This is a genomic window from Paraburkholderia sp. CNPSo 3274, from assembly GCF_024206475.1.
Lineage (GTDB): Bacteria > Pseudomonadota > Gammaproteobacteria > Burkholderiales > Burkholderiaceae > Paraburkholderia.
Genome location: NZ_JAMBPR010000016.1, coordinates 1 through 17,487 on the forward strand (window position 1 = coordinate 1; position 17,487 = coordinate 17,487).

Below are 17,487 nucleotides of genomic sequence, written 5' to 3' on the forward strand. Positions count from 1 at the left end.
CCACCGGCTCTCACGACGACGACCATCCCGATCCCACCCGCTACCGCACGATCTGGCTCTCCGATATCCATCTCGGGACGGGCGGCTGTCAGGCATCGTATCTGCTCGATTTTCTGCGCCACAACGAGTCGGAGTATCTGTACCTCGTGGGCGACATCATCGACGGCTGGCAGTTGAAGAAGGGCTGGTACTGGCCGCAGGCGCACAACGACGTCGTGCAAAAAGTGCTGCGCAAGGCGCGCAAGGGCACCCAGGTCATCTACATCCCGGGCAACCACGACGAGAGCGCGCGCCAGTTCTGCAATCTCGCGTTCGGTGACATCCACGTGCGCGAGGAAGCCTTTCACACGACGCTCAACGGCAAACGCCTGTGGGTCGTGCACGGCGATCTCTTCGACGGCGTGATCCAGCACGCCAAGTGGCTCGCCTATCTCGGCGACTCGGCCTACACGCTGATCCTCCTGCTCAACCGCTGGTTCAACCGCGTGCGCGCGAAGCTCGGCTTCCAGTACTGGTCGCTCTCGCAGTACCTCAAGCATCAGGTCAAGAACGCGGTGAACTTCATCTCCTCGTTCGAGCGCGTGATGACCGACGAAGCGCGCCGCCGGGGCTGCGACGGCGTGGTCTGCGGCCACATCCACAAGGCTGAGATCCGCGACATCGACGGCATCCTGTACTGCAACGACGGCGACTGGGTGGAGAGCCTTTCCGCGCTCGTCGAGACGTTCGAGGGTGAGTTGCGCATCGTCTACTGGACGGTGATGCGCGCGCCAGAAACGCAAGCCTCGACGCGCAAGGCGCGCGTGAGCGCCGCCTGAGTGTCAACTGCTACCGCTACGCAGCGGCAGTCATAACCGCACTACCGAACGACAAGAGGGCCGACGACCGATGAAAGTAATGATCGTGACCGATGCATGGGAGCCGCAGGTCAACGGCGTGGTTCGAACGCTGAAGAACACGACGCGCGAACTCATCGCGCTCGGGCATCAGGTTGAACTGCTCACGCCGCTGGAGTTCCGCACGATACCGTGCCCCACGTACCCGGAAATCAAGCTCTCGCTGTTTCCGAAGCGGCATCTGCACGAACGCATCCGCGCGTTCGGGCCCGATGCGATCCACATCGCGACCGAAGGCCCGCTCGGACTCGCCGCGCGCCGCTACGCAATCGATCACGACCTGCCGTTCACGACCGCTTACCACACGCGCTTTCCCGAGTACGTGCAGGCGCGCTTCGGCGTTCCGCTCTCGGTGACGTACCGCTTCCTGCGCTGGTTCCACAAGCCTTCGCTCGCGGTAATGGCCCCCACGCCCGTCGTGAAGACCGACCTCGAGAAATTCGGCTTCACGAACGTCGTGCTGTGGACGCGCGGCGTGGACCTCGACATCTTCCGGCCGATGGAATCCAAGGTGCTCAATACGGCGCGCCCCATCTTCCTCTATGTAGGCCGCGTGGCCGTGGAAAAGAACGTCGAGGCGTTTCTCAAGCTCGATCTGCCGGGCTCGAAATGGGTATGCGGCGAAGGCCCGGCGCTTGCCGAATTGAAGTCGCGCTATCCCCAGGCGAACTACCTGGGTGTCCTGAGCCAGCCCGAGCTCGCGAAGGTCTACGCTGCCGCCGACGTATTCGTGTTCCCGAGCCGCACCGACACCTTCGGTCTCGTGCTGCTCGAAGCGCTCGCATGCGGCACGCCGGTGGCCGCCTACCCGGTGACGGGCCCGATCGACGTGCTGGGCACGGGCGGCGCAGGCTCGATGAACGACGACCTGCGCGAAGCGTGCCTCGAAGCGTTGAAGATCGACCGCGCCGAGGCGCGCGCCTGGGCCGAGCGCTTCTCGTGGCGCGCGGCCTCCGAGCAATTCGCCGCGCATCTCAAGCCGCGCACGCGCGCGACGATGGAGCCTTCCAGCGCCGCTGCCTGAGCGCGAGGCCGGCTATGGTCCGCGCATCGATCGTCCGCGAGCGCGCTGGGGACACTGACGGCCCCGGCGCAACCGCCTCTCACGCGTGCGATACTGGGGTTCTACTTGGCACCACCATGACGCCACGTCCTCCGTCACCGCCACATAGCGCCCAGGGCGCTCGCAGTCCCAATCCGCCAGCCCGCCAGAGTGCCGGCGGCACTACGCGCGCCGCACGCGCTGCCGAAGCGCTCGATCCGCGCGCGCCCGCTTCCGCCGCTGCCGCACCTGGCGTTGCGCCGCAAGCCGCATCTGCAACTGCGAGCGAGCCCGCCAATCCTCCCGCGCCCGTTGCACCGACCGCTGCCGCACTGGAGCCGCCCGAGCCGCCGCATCTGCACGAACCGCTCGGCCCCGACGATCCGCTCGCCCCACTGCCCTTCAACCCCTACAAGGGCAACCGCGGCGTCACCCGCGCCTGGAAAGCGCTCAAGTACTCGATCAAGGGTTTTCGCGCCGCCATCCGCGAGGAAAGCGCGTTTCGCCAGGAGCTCACGCTCTCGGCCATCCTCGTGCCGATCGGCGTGTTCATTCCGGTCGAGCCCGTTGAGCGCGTGCTGCTACTCGGCTCGGTGATCCTCGTGCTGATCGTCGAGCTGCTCAATTCGAGCATCGAGAACGCGGTGGACCGCATCGGCCTCGAGCGCAACGAGCTCTCCGGACGCGCCAAGGACCTGGGCAGCGCAGCGGTGACGCTCGCCTTGCTGCTCTGCGTCTTGACCTGGGGGCTGATCCTCGTACCCCGTTTCGGGCCGCTGCTGCTGCACGGAATCGGCTTGCTCTAGCGCCCCACACCCCCGCACCGCGGGGGCCTCGTCACTCTTCCACGCTCTTGACAGGCGCAAGCTGTCGGTGCGCGCGGGCCGTCGGTTTATAATCGAACGACAGTCTTATAACGACCAACCGCGTCCGGGCCGCGCGCACCGCAACATACTGGCGGGCGCCTGAGCCCGGCACTGCATTTTCAGGGCCGGACGACATGGATGCCAAACCTCCCCGCCGTACACGCGAACGGATTCTTGAGTTGTCGTTGAAACTGTTCAACGAGATCGGCGAGCCGAACGTCACCACGACGACCATCGCCGAGGAAATGGAGATCAGTCCAGGCAACCTGTACTACCACTTCCGCAACAAAGACGACATCATCAACAGCATCTTCAGCCAGTTCGAGCAGGAGATCGAAAAGCGTCTGCGCTTTCCCGAAGACCATCGCGCCACCATCGACGAGATGTGGGCGTACTTGCAGTACATGGTCGACTTCACGTGGCGCTACCGCTTTCTCTATCGCGACCTGAACGACCTGCTCGCGCGCAACCGCACGCTGGAGATGCACTTCAAGCAGATCATCAGCCACAAGGTGCACTTCGCGAAGCAGTTCTGCGAGCAGCTCATGGAAGACGGTGACATGGTCGCCACGCCCGCCGAGATCGACGTGATCTCGACCAACATCGGCGTGATTGCCACCTACTGGCTCTCGTACCAGTTCGTGATGAATCCGCGCAAGTACAACGACCAGGAAGCAATTCGCGACGAACTGCACCAGGTGAGCGTGCAGATCGTCTCGCTGATGGCACCGTACCTGCGCGGCCGCGCGCGCGAGCTGTTCGACGACCTCGTCTCGGGCAAGCTGCCCAAGCGAGAGTTCTACGACTACCTGCCGCCGCGCGAAGGCGCGGGCGCCGCGAAGGACAACCGGGAATAAAGGCCAAAGCCGAATGAAAGCAGTCTGCGTATATTGCGGCTCCTCGCCTGGAGCCAATCCGATTTATACCGAAGCGGCGCAGGCGTTTGGCCGTGCGCTCGTCGCCGCGAACCTCGCGCTCGTCTACGGCGGCGGCAAGGTCGGACTGATGGGCGTGATCGCCGACACGGTGATGGCGGGCGGCGGCCGCGCCATCGGCGTGATCCCCGAGCTGCTGGTGGACAAGGAAGTGGGCCATGTGGGCCTCACCGAACTGCATGTCGTGCCCGACATGCACCAGCGCAAGAAGATGATGGCCGACCTCTCCGACGCCTTCGTCGCGATGCCGGGCGGCGCGGGCACGCTCGAAGAGCTGTTCGAGGTCTATACGTGGGCGCAACTCGGCTATCACCGCAAACCGGTGGGCGTGCTGAATATCAGCGGCTTCTACGATCCGCTCATGGCGCTGCTCGATCACACCGTGCGCGAAGGCTTCATGCGCCAGACCTACCGCGACATGCTGCAAACCGACAGCGATCCGGCCGCGCTGATCGCCAGGCTCAAGCGCTATCACGCGCCTGCGAAGGACAAGTGGGCGGACTTGCGCGATAACGTTTGATCCAGCCGCTTGCCGCCGTCCCCTCGACTAACCGCAGTCACTACGATGAGTACATCGCGATGGGCAAGGTTGTCCTGATCACCGGCGCGAGCCGCGGCATAGGCCGCGCGACGGCGCGTCTGCTTGGCGCACACGGCTGGACCGTGGGCGTCAACTATCTGCACAACGAACCGGCCGCCGACGAAACCGCCGCCGAAGTGGGCCGCGCTGGCGGCCACGCGCGCGTGCTGCGCGGCGACGTAGCGAGCGAGGCAGACGTCGTCGCGATGTTCGACGCGCTCGAATCGGCCTATGGCCGCATCGATGCGCTCGTGAACAACGCGGGCATCGTGGCGCCCGGCAGCCAGGTCGCCGACATGAGCGCCGAGCGTCTGAAGCGCATGTTCGACGTGAACGTGTACGGCGCGTTTCTGTGCGCACGCGAAGCGGCGCGGCGCATGTCGAAGGATCGCGGCGGCGACGGCGGCTCGATCGTCAATGTCTCTTCGGCGGCCGCGCGGCTTGGCTCGCCCAACGAATATGTGGACTATGCGTCGTCGAAAGGCGCGGTCGACACGATGACGATCGGGCTCGCCAAGGAACTCGGCCCGCAGGGCGTGCGCGTGAACGCGGTGCGCCCCGGCCTCATCGACACCGAAATCCACGCGAGCGGCGGCCGCCCCGATCGCGCGGCCGTGCTCGGCGCGCAAACGCCGCTCGGCCGGCCCGGCAGCGCCGACGAAGTCGCGCAAACGATCGTGTGGTTGCTGAGCGATGCCGCCTCGTATGTCACAGGCGCCCTGCTCGACGTGAGCGGCGGACGCTGAAGTCGCGCGCTGAATTCAGCTAGAACGACGAACCCCGCTCGCGCAAAAACGCGGCCTCTTCGTCCGTGGACACGCGGCCTAGTTGCGCGTTGCGATGCGGGAAGCGCCCGAAGCGCTCGATGACCTTCGCGTGGCGCACCGCGTAATCGTAGTAGCCCTTCCCCTCGGGTTCCTTTGCCAGCTCGCCGAACAGACGCAGCGATTCTCGCTGCGCTTCGGCGCTTTCCGCGTGTTCGAACGGCAGATACGCGAAGGAGCGGTGTTGCAGCGCGGGCAAGCGCTGATCCGCGCCGCTCGCCACCATCATGCGCGCGATGCCGAGCGCCTTGTCGTCCGCGGAGAACGCGTGCGGTGTGCCGCGATGGCAGTTGCGCGAGAACTGGTCGAGCACGATCAGAAGCGCGAGCGCGCCTTCGGGCGTCTCGCACCATGCGTCGAGTTCGCCCGCACACGCGGCGTCGAGCAGCGCGCCGAAGCGTTCGCGCAGCTTAGCGTCGAACGCGGCGTTCTTGCGGAACCACATCTTGCGCTCGCGGCCGAATTCCTCCGAGCCCGGCGCGCCGAACCAGAAGTCGAGCACCTCGCGCGCACGCGCTTCGAGATTCATTCCGCCAGTTCCAGCACGAGTCGCCGCGTGCGCGCGCTCTTCTTCTCGAGCTTCGCCACCCGCAGCGCGCCGATCTCCTGCGTGTTGAGCACGTGCGTGCCGCCGCAGGGCTGCAAATCGACGTTATCGATACGCAAGAGGCGCACACGGCCCAGGCCCATCGGCGGCTTCACGCTCATCGTGCGCACGAGTTCGGGGCGTTGCGCCATTTCCTCGTCGGTGATCCATTCTGTCGCCACCGCGTGCGCGCCCGAAACGAGTTCAGCGAGACGCGCCTCCACCATGTCGCGCTCGATCGGGTCGACGGTCGCGAAATCGAGGCGCGCATAGTCGGTCGTGATACTGCAGCCGTCCACGGGGTATGGCAGCACCGCGCACATCAAATGGCTCGCCGTATGCAGGCGCATGTGCCGGTGACGGCGCGCCCAGTCGATCTCGGCGCGCACGCGCTCGCCCCCGGCGAGACGCGCGAGCAGCGCGTCCTGGCCGGGCGCGGGAACGTGGAGCGCGTCGTCGGGCGTCGCGCCTTCGAACTTCGCCTTGCGTGTGTCGGCAATCTCGATGCGCGTACCGTCGGCGAGCACCAGCGCGCCGGCGTCGCCAGCCTGGCCGCCGCCAAGCGGATAGAACACGGTCTGGTCGAGCCGCACGCCGTCCTCGCCAACGGCAAGCACGGTCGCTTCGCACTGCGTGAGATAGGCGTCTTCGCGAAAGAGCGCGCGGGTGGTCGTCATCGTGGGTGTCTCCTTGTTTTGCGTACGGCGGCCCGCGAAGCCGGTCGCCAGCCAAAGGGCCATTATGGCCGCGAGGCGAAACATCCCGCCGGACGGCCGCGATGCGTGAGCGCCTGACTGTACTGGCCCATGGACCGGAACAATCGGGCGCAGTGAATCAACCCGGATGATTGCGCATCCAGTCGGCGGTATCGAAGAACGAGTGCAGCAGGCGTTCGCGCAGCGGCTCCGGCAGGCCCACGTCTTCCATCGCCCAGGCCATGCAGCGCAGCCACTGGTCGCGCTCGGGCGAGGCGATCGCGAACGGCAAATGGCGCGCGCGCAGGCGCGGATGACCGAAGCGTTCGATATAGTGGTCCGGGCCGCCAAGCCAGCCGCAGAGGAACCAGAACAGCTTGTCGCGCGAACCGTCGAGCGTTTGCGGATGCATCGCGCGGATGCCCGCGAAATCGGCCTCGAGGTCCATCAGGTCATAGAAACGGTCGACGAGTTCGCGCACGCGCGCCTCGCCGCCGACGAGTTCGAAGGCCGTGGGTTTCTGCGGCGCTTCGTCGGCTGGATCGGTCATACGGTTGAATCAGGAAAAAAGAGGGACGGCAGCGCACTGCCCTAGACGAATGATTTTCGCACAGCGGCGCGTGGCGGGTGGCCGCCTCACGCGTCGCGCAGCGACTGCAGCGCCGGGCGCGCGAGCACGTGCCGCAAGCTGATCCAACCGCCCACGCCCGCGCACACGACGCCTGCGGCGATGCCGGCCGGCAGGAGCCACGGATCGAACGGCAGATAGAAGAGAAACACGTGCGTGGCGAGCACCGAGCCCACCGCTTGCGCGCCGAGCGCCGCCATGAGCCCCGCGAGCGCACCCACGGAAATGAATTCGGCCACCTGCACCGCGCGCACCTGCTGGTGCGATGCCCCCAGCGCGCGCAGCAGCGCCGACTCGCGCATGCGCTCGTCGCGCGTGCCCGCGAGCGCCGCGTAGAGCACCAGCACGCCCGCGGCGAGCGTGAAGAGAAAGAGGAACTGCACCGCGCCGATCACCTGCTCCAGCACGCGTTCGATTTGCGCGAGAATCGGCGCGATGTCGATCGCGGTGACGTTGGGATAGCGGGCCACGAGACCGTCCACGACCTGGCGCTGCCGTGGCGGCAGGTGAAAGCTCGTGATGTACGTCGCCGGAAAATCGCGCAGCAGTCCGGGCGGCATCAGCACGAAGAAGTTGACCTTGAACGAGCCCCAGTCGAGCTTGCGCACACTCGTCACGGGCGCCGTGACTTCCAGGCCTGTCACGTCGAACTTGAGCACGTCGCCGGGCTTCACGTTGATGAGCTTCGCGAGTCCCTGCTCGATCGAAAGCTGCGGCGTGCCCGAATCGCCATACCAGGTGCCCGCCTCGATGCGATTGTCGTCGGGCAGCTTCGTCGTGTACGAGAGATTGAACTCGCGATCCACGAGCCGGCGCGCGTCCTCGCTCTTGTACGAGTCGGGATTCACGGGCTTGCCGTTGATCGAGATGAGGCGCCCGCGCACCATCGGCTGGAGATCGCTGTCGGCAGACCCGGCAATCCCATGCGTGCGCAGCCAGGCGGCCACGGCGTCGCGCTGGTCGGGCTGGATGTCGATGAGGAACTCGTTGGGCGCGTCGGGCGGCGTGGACTTGCGCCAGCCTTCGACGAGGTCGTTGCGCGTCATCGCGATCAGCAAAAGGCACATGAGGCCGATGGCGAGCGCCGTGATCTGGAGCGCGCTTGCGCCCGGCCGCCGTTCGAGCGACGCCAGTGCATAGCGCCAACCCACGCCCGCGCGCGCCTGACCGGAGAGGCGAGCGCTGCGCGCCACGCGCGCCGCGCACCACAGCGCCGCGCGCGCCACGCTGGCGAACACGATCAGCCCGATCGCGAAACCGCCAGCGACGATGCCGCCCAGCTTCAACTCCCCCGCCGCGATCACGAGCAGCCCCGCGAAGAGCGCAATGCCAATGCCATATGCCGCCCACGCGGCGCGTCCTTCGTCGCCCCACTCGCGGCGCAGCACGCGCACCGGCGGCACGCGCGTGAGCGGCAAGAGCGGCGGCAGCGCGAAGCCCAGCAGCAGCACGAGACCCGCGGCGATGCCTTCGAGCACGGGCAACGGTCCGGGCTGCGGCAGCACGACGTCGATGAGATTCCCGAGCCACGCCAGCAGCGCGAGATGACCCGCGTAGCCGAGCGCCACGCCCGCTGCGCCGCCCGCGAGTCCGAGCCCCGCGAACTCCAGCACGAAAAGCGTGCGCAACGTGCGTTGGCTCGCGCCGAGGCAGCGCATCGCGGCGCATGCGTCGAGATGGCGGCGCGTGTAGCGATGCGCGGCCATGGCGATCGCCACCGCCGCGAGCAGCGCCGTCAGGAGCGAAACGAGCGTGAGGAAGTGGCGCGCGCGGTCGAGCGTCTGGCGCACCTGAGGCTGGCCGTCCTGGAGCGATTCGAGTGCGACGCCGCGCATCTTGCCGCCGTCCACGCGCGCACGCGACCAGGACGCGAATTGCGCGACGGCCGGATCGGCGCCCGCCACGAGCAGGCGGTAAGTCACGCGGCTGCCATAGCCGAGCAGACCGGTCGACGCGACTTCGTCGGCGCGCATCATGAGGCGCGGCGAGAAGTTCACGAACGAAAAGCCGCGGTCGAGTTCTTTCGTGATGAGCGCGTTCACGGTGAAGGTGCGCGTGCCGACCTTCACCGTGTCGCCGACATGGAGCTTGAGCGCGTCGAGCAGTTCGTCGTCCACCCACACGGTGCCGGGCGGCGGAATGCCTTGCGCCGCGTAATCGGCCGCGCCCGGCGCCGCGGCGATACGCAGCGCGCCGCGCAACGGATAGTCCGCCGAGACGGCCTTGACGGCGGCAAGGCGAGTGGCCGTTGCGCCCGGGGCGGCGGAAGCGCCCGCCGCTGCAGCAGCTTGTGGCGCTCCCGAACTCACCATGCTCGGGAAGATCGTCGTGGTCGCCGTGCGCAGCGAAAGCGACTGCGCCTCGCGCGCGAACATGGGATCGACGGGGTGATCGGCGCGCACGATGAAATCGGCGGCGATCATGCGCCGGGCATCGCGCTCGAGGCCGCGCTGCAGTCGGTCGGCAAGAAAACCCACGCTGGCGAGCGCCGCCACGGCGAGCACGAGCGCGAGCAGCAGCATGGTGAGTTCGCCCGCGCGCCAGTCGCGCGCTGTCATGCGCGCGGCAAGATGCACGAGATCGGACCAGCCTGGCGTGGTACGCACGGCCACCGGCCTACGCGGGCCGCCCGGAGCGCCCGGACCGCCCGCCGCAGCCGGCGGCTCAGCCTGCACGAACCCCGGGCCGCCTTCGCTGCGCGGAGGCTTTGCGTTGGAGGAAGAAGGCGTGCCGCCGCTCAATCGTGACGACCTCGTAACGAAAGTCGCGAAACCATGTGCATCGCCATGCCGCGGAAACCGCCCTGCACGCCGCGCCACAGGCGCGGCAGCGCCCAGGCCGCGAGCACGAGGAACGCCAAGAGCATGACGAGGAAGAGCAGCGGCACGAACAACGCGAGCAACACGCCGACGAAGGTCATGCCGTCCTCGGCGCTCGACGTGACGACGTTCGACACCGGCTCAGGCGAAAGATTGATGAGCGCGCGCGTGCCCGCCTTGGCGAGATGCGCCGTGCCCGCGAGCGTGCCGCCCGCCAGCGCGGCGACGGTCAACAGCGCCGGATCTGCATGGCCGAGCGCGCCGGCCGCGAGCACGGCCCCGGCCGGAATGCGGATGAAGGTATGCACCGCATCCCAGAGCGAATCGAACGCAGGGATCTTGTCGGCGAGGAATTCGAGCACCGTGAGCGCGGCGGCAATGCCGATCACCCACGGCGAAGCGAGCACGGCAAGCGTGTCGGGCAGGTGAATCAGGCCAAGACGTTGCAGGACGCCGGCCATCAGCACCGTGAGATAGAGGCGCAGGCCGCTGCCCCAGGACAGGCCCGCTGCTAGCGAAAGTGGTTCCAGCATGGCTGCCTCCTCGCGCGGCGCGGCCGGGGCGCCGGCGCTCCACGCGGGAAGCGGGAGAGCAGGCGCTGTGCGCACACGCTCGCCGCTCATGCGGCGCGGAGTGTTATCGGGTTATGACCGTTCCATTATAGCCACGCTCGCTGCGGTGCCGCAGCGGTGTTGCGTCGCCGCGGCATAGGGTCCGGACCGATGTATGCGCAGTGGATTTAATCAGGCGGCCGAAGAAAGCTTGAGTCCGATGAGGCCGAGCACGATCAGCGCGGCGCTCGCCACACGCGCGGCGCTCACTGCCTCACCCATCATGACGATGCCGAACACGAACGCGCCGACCGCGCCAATGCCCGTCCACACCGCATAGGCGGTGCCGAGCGGCAATTGACGCATGGCCATGGCGAGCAGGACGAAGCTGCCCAGCGCCGTGACCACGGTGAACGCCGAGGGCCAGAGTCGCGTGAATCCTTCGGAAGACTTGAGACCGGCGGCCCACGCCACTTCGAGCAGGCCAGCGATAAGAAGAAGAAACCAGGACATGGGGAACGCTCCATTTAAAAAATGGGGCCGTCCCCGTTGACATAACATTCCGCAAGGTCGTCCTTACAGACCTGTAATTATAGCCCCGGCGCAGTGCAGGCTTACTGCACGCCGACCAGTCGATACCCCACGCCCGTCTCCGTGATGATGTGCTCCGGCTGCGCGGGATCGCGCTCCAATTTCTGCCGCAGATGCGCCATGTAGATGCGCAAGTAATGGCTGCTTTCCACGTGCGACGGCCCCCAGACCTCGCGCAGCAGTTGCCGGTGCGTGAGCACACGCCCCGCGTCGCGCACGAGCGTGGCGAGCAGGCGGTACTCGATCGGCGTGAGATGCACGGGCGCGCCTTCGCGCGTGACCTGGCGCAGTCCCAGATCGACGTTTACGGCACCGAAGCTCACCTGCGGCACCTCGTTCGCCCCGCCGCGGTTGCGCCGCCGTAGCTGCGCGCGAATGCGCGCGAGCAGCTCGGACACTCCGAACGGCTTCGTGAGGTAGTCGTCGGCGCCGGCGTCGAGCGCGGCCACTTTCTCGCTTTCCTGGGTGCGCGCCGAAAGCACGATCACTGGCAGATCGCTCCAGCCGCGCAGTTCGCGGATCACGTCGAGGCCGTCGGTGTCGGGCAGGCCCAGATCGACGATCACGAGGTCGGGCTTGCGCGTGGCGGCCTCGACGAGGCCCTGCTTGCCGGTCTCGGCGTCGTGCACGACGATGCCCTCGCCCTCCAGCGTTGCGCGCACGAATCGGCGAATCTGTTTTTCGTCTTCGATCAGAACGACGGCGATGCTCGGGTCACTCATTTGCGGGTTTCGGATCGATGGTTTTTGGGGGGGCGGCCTCCAGTGGGGCGGCCTCCCGTGGGACGGCCTCGAGCGGCTCGAGCGCTTCGTGTGCCTCTGGCGCATCGGTCACATCGGCGGGCAGCGGCGGCGGCGACTCCACGGGCAGCGCAAACCAGAACGTCGCGCCTTGCACATGGCCGTCGGCGGCAACGCGATTGGCCGCGCCGATTGTACCCCCGTGCGCCTCGACGATCGCCCGGCAGATGGCGAGTCCGAGCCCGATGCCGGGCTTGGCCGACTCCTTCTCGCCTCGCGTGAACTTCTCGAACACGCGCTCGCCCATGCCGGGCGGCAAACCCGGCCCGTTGTCTTCGATCGAGACGCGCACGAACGGCTGGCCGCCCTCCTCCACGCGGCGCGCCGCGATGGTGAGCGGCGTGCCGGCGGGCGTGTACTTGGCCGCGTTCTCCAGCAGGTTCGAGAAGAGCCGCTCCATCAGCACGGCGTCGAGCTGGAGCAGCGGCAGGCCTTCCTCCAGCTTCACCTGCACGGGGTGCCGCGCGAGCACGCGGCGGCAAGCGGCAAGCGCGGCGCCCACGGTTTCCTCGAGCAGCGTCCACTGACGATTGAGATTGAGACTCCCCGCCTGCAGCCGCGCCATATCGAGCAGGTTCGTCACGATGCCCGTCATGCGCAGTGCCTCGTCGTGAATCGCCTCGATCAGCTCGCCCGAGCGCGAGTCCTGCGCATCCTCGGGCTCATGGGTTTGCGCGAGCATCGACGAGAAACCGACGATCGTCGTGAGCGGCGTGCGCAGGTCGTGCGAGATGGCCGAGAGCAGCGAATTGCGCAGCCGCTCCGACTCCATGTTGACGAGCGCGTCGCGCGCGATGTCCACGTAGTGCACGCGCTCGAGCGCGAGCGCGATTTGCGCGGCGAACGCGTCGAGCATGCGCTGCTGCTCGGGCACCTGAAGCTCGCGCGCGTCGCGCGTCACGACGGCGAGCACGCCGCGCGTGCGCATCGGCGCCTTGAGCGGCAAGTAGCGCGCCACGGCCGCCGGCAGCGTGTCGGTGCCGTTGCCCGCGGGCTTTTGCTGGTCGTACACCCACTGCCCCACGTCGATGTCGAGGTTAGCGGCGTCGAGCATGATCTTGGGATCGGGCTCCTCGATCTTCTGCTGCACCTTGTCGACGCTATCCGGCAGGAGCAGCGCCACGCGCGCACCGAACACTTCGCTCACGTGGCGGCTGCCTATCGCCACGATCTGCTCCGTGGTGAGCGCCGCGGCCAGCTCGCGCGCCATCGCGTACATCGCGCCGGTGCGCTGTTCGCGCCGCTGCGCGACGCTCGCCTCGCGGCGCAAGCTCGACGTGAGGTGGCTGATGACGAGCGAAGTGAGCAGCATGCCGACGAAGGTCAGCAGATATTGCGTGTCCGTCACCGAAAACGACATGCGCGGCGGCACGAAGAAAAAGTCGTACGCTGCGACGCTTGCAAACGAGAGCATCACGCCCGGACCGCGTCCGAGCTTCGTCGCCGCGAAGATCACGCCGAGCAGATACAACATGACGAGATTCGCGAGGTCGATGCGGTCGATCAGCTGGCTCGCGATGAGCGTCACGCACGCGCAGATCACGAGCGCGGCCGCGTAGGCGCGCGGCGGCGAGCGCTCGGTGCCCCCGGCCGCAAGCGCATCGCGCCAGGCGTTGGCAGCTCGCGTGGCCGCACTGGCCGCACCTCCTGGCTCGCTGCCCCCACGCACGGCTTCGCCCGCACTCGCGCGCACGAGCGTGAGATCGACGTCGCCGGCTTTCTCGGCCAGGCGCTCGCCAAACGGGCGCTTCACCCAGCGTGAAAAGCCCGTGCGCAGCGACCCGCCCGCCACGAGCTTCGACACGTTGCGCAGCCGCGCGTAGCCGACTAGCGTAGTCGCGGCGTCCTCGCCCGCGAGCGTCGCCGTTTCGGCGCCGAGTTCGGAGGCGAGCTTGAGCGCGCCGAGCGTGCGCTCGCGTACGGCATCGGGCAGTCGCTGGAGCTTCGGCGTCTCCACGTACACGGCGATCCAGTCGGCCTTCAGGCTCGCGGCGAGCCGCGCGGCGGCGCGCACCAGCGCGTTCGCCTCGGGCCCTGGCCCCACGCAGACGACGAGGCGCTCGCGCGCCTGCCACACGTGCTGGATCGAACGGTCGGCACGATACTCGCGCATCTGCGCGTCCACGCGGTCGGCGGTGCGGCGCAGCGCAAGCTCGCGCAGCGCGATCAGGTTGCCCTTGCGAAAGAAGTTGCGCACCGCGCGCTCCGCCTGCGCCGGCATGTAGACCTTGCCGTCGCGCATGCGGTCGAGCAGTTCTTCGGCGGGCAGGTCGACGAGCGTGACTTCGTCGGCGCGGTCGAACACCCGGTCGGGCACGGTCTCCCACACGCGAATGCCCGTGATCTGCCCCACCACGTCGTTGAGACTTTCGAGGTGCTGCACATTGACGGTCGTATAGACGTCGATGCCCGCGTCGAGCAGTTCGTACACGTCCTGCCAGCGCTTCATGTGACGCGCGCCGGCCACGTTCGAATGCGCCAGCTCGTCGACGAGCACGAGCTGTGGCTTACGTTCGAGCGCGGCGTCGAGATCGAACTCTTCGAGCAGCCGCCCGCGGTAAGCAATGCGCTGACGCGGCATCACTTCGAGGCCGGTGGTGAGCGCGGCGGTCTCACTGCGCCCATGCGTCTCGACGATGCCCACCACCACATCCACGCCTTCCTCGGCGCGGCGGCGCGCGGCCTGCAGCATTGCATAGGTCTTGCCGACGCCGGCTGACGCGCCGAAAAAAATCTTCAGCTTGCCGCGGCGGCGTTTTTCTTCGTCGCGCTGGAGCCGGTCGAGCAGTTCGTCGGGATCGGGGCGGTTCATGCGGAAGTCGGAATGAATTTCACCTGGGTTGCACCTGGGGCACGAAAGATCGTCTCACCGTGGCGCGGAAATGGCAAACCGCACGCTCGACGCGCCAGGCGTCGAGCGTGCGGTGCGGTTCAACGTTCTCGCTCAGCTAACCTCTTTGCCGTCGAGCGCGAGGTTCAGCTCGAGCACGTTCACACGCGGCTCGCCAAAGAGGCCGAACTGGCGGCCCTTCGTATAATGGTCCACGAGCGCCTGCACGTCGTTCGCGCTCATATGGCGCGCTTGCGCCACGCGCGCCACCTGGTAGACGGCCGCGGCCGGCGAGATCTCGGGGTCGAGCCCGCTGCCCGAAGACGTCACGAGGTCGGCGGGAACGGGCTGCGAGACATCGGTGCCCGCGGCCTTGAGGGCAGCGATGCGGCCTTTGATCTCGTCGGCGAGCGCCGGGTTGGTCGGCCCGAGGTTCGAGGCGCCCGAGCTCGTCGCGTTGTACGGCATCGGCGAAGTAGCCGAGAGACGGCCCCAGAAGTACTGGGGCGCGTCGAACTGCTGGCCGATGAGCGAGCTGCCCACCACCTTGCCGTCGACTTCGACGAGACTGCCGTTGGCCTGACGGTGGAACGCGACCTGGCCGAACGCGGTCATCACGGCCGGATACACGAGGCCGGTGATGACCGTCAGCACGGCGAAGATCACGATGAGAGGACGAAACTGCGATTTCATTTTGGCTTCCTATGTATCTATCCGTGTGTGTCTGTCTGCGCGGCTCAGACCCAGCCGAACGCGGTGAGCACCATGTCGATCAGCTTGATGCACGGGAACGGCAGCAGAATGCCGCCGAGGCCGTAGACCAGCAGATTGCGGCGCAGCAGTGTCGCGGCGCCGAGCGGCCGGTACTTCACGCCCTTGAGCGCGAGCGGAATCAGCATCACGATGATGAGCGCGTTGAAGATCACCGCCGAGAGGATCGCCGACGCCGGCGAAGTCAGATGCATGACGTCGAGCACGCGCAGTTGCGGATACGTCGAAGCGAATGCCGCCGGAATGATCGCGAAGTACTTCGCGACGTCGTTGGCGATCGAGAACGTCGTGAGCGAGCCGCGCGTCATGAGCATCTGCTTGCCGATCTCGACGATCTCGATGAGCTTGGTCGGGTTCGAGTCGAGGTCGACCATGTTGCCCGCTTCCTTCGCGGCCTGGGTGCCCGTGTTCATCGCCACGGCCACGTCGGCCTGCGCGAGCGCCGGGGCGTCGTTGGTGCCGTCGCCCGTCATCGCCACGAGCTTGCCTTGCGCCTGGTGCTCGCGGATCGTCGCGAGCTTGGTTTCAGGCGTGGCCTGCGCGAGGAAGTCGTCCACGCCCGCTTCGGCGGCGATCGCGGCGGCGGTCAGGCGGTTGTCGCCCGTCACCATCACGGTCTTGATACCCATCTTGCGCAGCTCGGCGAAACGCTCCTTGATGCCGCCCTTCACGACGTCCTTCAGCTCGATCACGCCGAGCACGCGCGCGGTGCCATCATGCATTTCGGCCACCACGAGCGGCGTGCTGCCGCGGCGCGCCACGTCGTCCACTGCGTTGTCGACTTCGCCGGGGAAACGGCCGCCATGGGCTTCGACGTAATTCTTGACCGCGTCGGCAGCGCCCTTGCGGATTTCGCGGCCGGGCATGTCCACACCGCTCATGCGCGTTTGGGCGCTGAAGGCGAGAAACACGGCGTGCAGCGAGTTCATGTCGCGCTGGCGGATGTTGAAGCGCTGCTTCGCGAGCACGACGATGCTGCGGCCTTCCGGCGTTTCGTCGGCGAGCGACGAGAGCTGCGCCGCGTCCGCGAGCACTTCTTCGGTCACGCCAGGCGCTGGCACGAACATCGACGCCTGACGGTTGCCGAGCGTGATCGTGCCGGTCTTGTCGAGCAGCAGCACGTCCACGTCGCCGGCGGCTTCCACCGCGCGGCCCGAAGTCGCGATCACGTTGGCCTGCATCATGCGGCTCATGCCGGCCACGCCGATCGCCGAAAGCAGACCGCCGATGGTCGTCGGAATCAGGCAGACGAGCAGCGCCACGAGCGCCGTGATCGTGACCACGTGGCCCATCTTCGCGGCTTCGACCGAGAACATCGAGAACGGCAGCAGCGTCGCGGTGGCAAGGAGCAGCACGATGCTCAGCGCGACGAGCAGGATCGTGAGGGCGATTTCGTTAGGCGTTTTCTGGCGCTTCGCGCCTTCGACCATCGCGATCATGCGGTCGAGGAACGCTTCGCCCGGGTTCGCCGTGACGCGCACGACGATCCAGTCGGAGAGCACGCGCGTGCCGCCCGTCACCGAGGAAAAGTCGCCGCCCGACTCGCGGATCACCGGCGCGGATTCGCCCGTGATGGCCGATTCGTCCACCGACGCCACGCCTTCGATCACTTCGCCGTCCGCCGGAATCGTGTCACCGGTCTCGACCAGCACCACGTCGCCGCGGCGCAGGTCGGACGCCGTCATGATGCGGATCGGCGCCTTCGGATGCGGCTCGTTGAGCTTCTTGGCCATGACGTCTTTCTTGGCCTGGCGCAGCGATGCCGCCTGCGCCTTCGAGCGCCCCTCGGCGAGCGCTTCCGCGAAGTTCGCGAACAGCACCGTGAACCACAGCCAGAGCGCGACCGCGAGGATGAAACCCGCGGGCGCTTCGGCCTGGCCCACGAGCGCCGCGATCCAGAGGATCGTCGTGAGCACGCTGCCCACGTAGACGCAGAACATCACGGGGTTGCGCAACTGCGTGCGCGGGTTGAGTTTTCTGAACGAGTCCACGATGGCCGGACGCACCAGCGCCGGATCGAACATGGACCGAGTTGCACTATGCTGATTCATTTTCGTTTCGCTCATGTTGCGA

Annotated in this window: 16 protein-coding genes; 6 read left to right on the plus strand and 10 right to left on the minus strand. The window is 67.2% G+C overall.

From position 1 onward, the window contains the following. From M3I54_RS13105 to M3I54_RS13130, 6 genes are all read left to right on the plus strand, one after another. Nucleotides 1-818 (plus strand): UDP-2,3-diacylglucosamine diphosphatase (locus tag M3I54_RS13105; RefSeq protein WP_254336465.1); only part of this gene is annotated, 818 nt, incomplete at its 5' end. 70 nt (nucleotides 819-888) lie between these two features. Then, nucleotides 889-1,920 carry a glycosyltransferase family 1 protein gene (locus M3I54_RS13110; protein WP_254336467.1) on the plus strand — a complete coding sequence of 344 codons (1,032 nt, stop codon included), beginning with the start codon at nucleotides 889-891 and terminating at the stop codon, nucleotides 1,918-1,920. 116 nt (nucleotides 1,921-2,036) lie between these two features. Continuing rightward, complete coding sequence (locus M3I54_RS13115; protein WP_254336469.1) at nucleotides 2,037-2,744, plus strand: diacylglycerol kinase; 708 nt, start codon at nucleotides 2,037-2,039, stop codon at nucleotides 2,742-2,744. 194 nt (nucleotides 2,745-2,938) lie between these two features. After that, nucleotides 2,939-3,661, plus strand: coding sequence for a TetR/AcrR family transcriptional regulator (locus M3I54_RS13120; RefSeq protein ID WP_254336471.1), 723 nt, complete (start codon nucleotides 2,939-2,941; stop codon nucleotides 3,659-3,661). Between the two features lie 13 nt (nucleotides 3,662-3,674). Next, complete coding sequence (locus M3I54_RS13125) at nucleotides 3,675-4,259, plus strand: TIGR00730 family Rossman fold protein (protein ID WP_254336473.1); 585 nt, start codon at nucleotides 3,675-3,677, stop codon at nucleotides 4,257-4,259. Between the two features lie 59 nt (nucleotides 4,260-4,318). After that, the gene (locus M3I54_RS13130; protein WP_254336475.1) at nucleotides 4,319-5,065 is read left to right on the plus strand and encodes an SDR family oxidoreductase; all 747 of its coding nucleotides are present in this window, start codon (nucleotides 4,319-4,321) and stop codon (nucleotides 5,063-5,065) included. A 19-nt stretch (nucleotides 5,066-5,084) separates the two neighbouring features. Here the strand turns inward: M3I54_RS13130 and M3I54_RS13135 are convergent, their stop codons facing one another. From M3I54_RS13135 to kdpB, 10 genes are all read right to left on the minus strand, one after another. Then, complete coding sequence (locus tag M3I54_RS13135) at nucleotides 5,085-5,672, minus strand: DUF924 family protein (protein ID WP_254336477.1); 588 nt, start codon at nucleotides 5,670-5,672, stop codon at nucleotides 5,085-5,087. After that, a complete protein-coding gene (locus M3I54_RS13140) occupies nucleotides 5,669-6,406 on the minus strand; it encodes an alanyl-tRNA editing protein (RefSeq protein WP_254336479.1) in 738 nt (245 codons plus the stop codon). The genes M3I54_RS13135 and M3I54_RS13140 overlap by 4 nt, the downstream gene beginning before the upstream one ends. Nucleotides 6,407-6,563: 157 nt before the next feature. Then, nucleotides 6,564-6,974: a group II truncated hemoglobin gene (locus M3I54_RS13145; protein WP_254336481.1), complete on the minus strand. Its 411-nt coding sequence runs from the start codon at nucleotides 6,972-6,974 to the stop codon at nucleotides 6,564-6,566. Between the two features lie 86 nt (nucleotides 6,975-7,060). Then, the gene (locus M3I54_RS13150) at nucleotides 7,061-9,610 is read right to left on the minus strand and encodes an ABC transporter permease (RefSeq protein ID WP_254336658.1); all 2,550 of its coding nucleotides are present in this window, start codon (nucleotides 9,608-9,610) and stop codon (nucleotides 7,061-7,063) included. A gap of 179 nt (nucleotides 9,611-9,789) precedes the next feature. Continuing rightward, the gene (locus M3I54_RS13155; protein WP_254336483.1) at nucleotides 9,790-10,404 is read right to left on the minus strand and encodes a DUF4126 domain-containing protein; all 615 of its coding nucleotides are present in this window, start codon (nucleotides 10,402-10,404) and stop codon (nucleotides 9,790-9,792) included. Between the two features lie 210 nt (nucleotides 10,405-10,614). Further along, nucleotides 10,615-10,935 (minus strand): quaternary ammonium compound efflux SMR transporter SugE, encoded by a 321-nt coding sequence (gene sugE, locus M3I54_RS13160; RefSeq protein ID WP_254336485.1) that lies wholly within the window; start codon nucleotides 10,933-10,935, stop codon nucleotides 10,615-10,617. A 101-nt stretch (nucleotides 10,936-11,036) separates the two neighbouring features. Then, complete coding sequence (gene kdpE / locus M3I54_RS13165; RefSeq protein ID WP_069265302.1) at nucleotides 11,037-11,735, minus strand: two-component system response regulator KdpE; 699 nt, start codon at nucleotides 11,733-11,735, stop codon at nucleotides 11,037-11,039. Continuing rightward, nucleotides 11,728-14,625, minus strand: coding sequence for a sensor histidine kinase KdpD (locus tag M3I54_RS13170; RefSeq protein WP_254336487.1), 2,898 nt, complete (start codon nucleotides 14,623-14,625; stop codon nucleotides 11,728-11,730). Before M3I54_RS13170 ends, kdpE begins: the two co-directional genes overlap by 8 nt. A gap of 132 nt (nucleotides 14,626-14,757) precedes the next feature. After that, nucleotides 14,758-15,336: a potassium-transporting ATPase subunit KdpC gene (kdpC, locus tag M3I54_RS13175; protein ID WP_254336489.1), complete on the minus strand. Its 579-nt coding sequence runs from the start codon at nucleotides 15,334-15,336 to the stop codon at nucleotides 14,758-14,760. Nucleotides 15,337-15,380: 44 nt separating this feature from the next. Next, nucleotides 15,381-17,465, minus strand: coding sequence for a potassium-transporting ATPase subunit KdpB (gene kdpB, locus M3I54_RS13180; RefSeq protein ID WP_254336491.1), 2,085 nt, complete (start codon nucleotides 17,463-17,465; stop codon nucleotides 15,381-15,383). Between the last annotated feature and the right edge of the window lie 22 nt (nucleotides 17,466-17,487).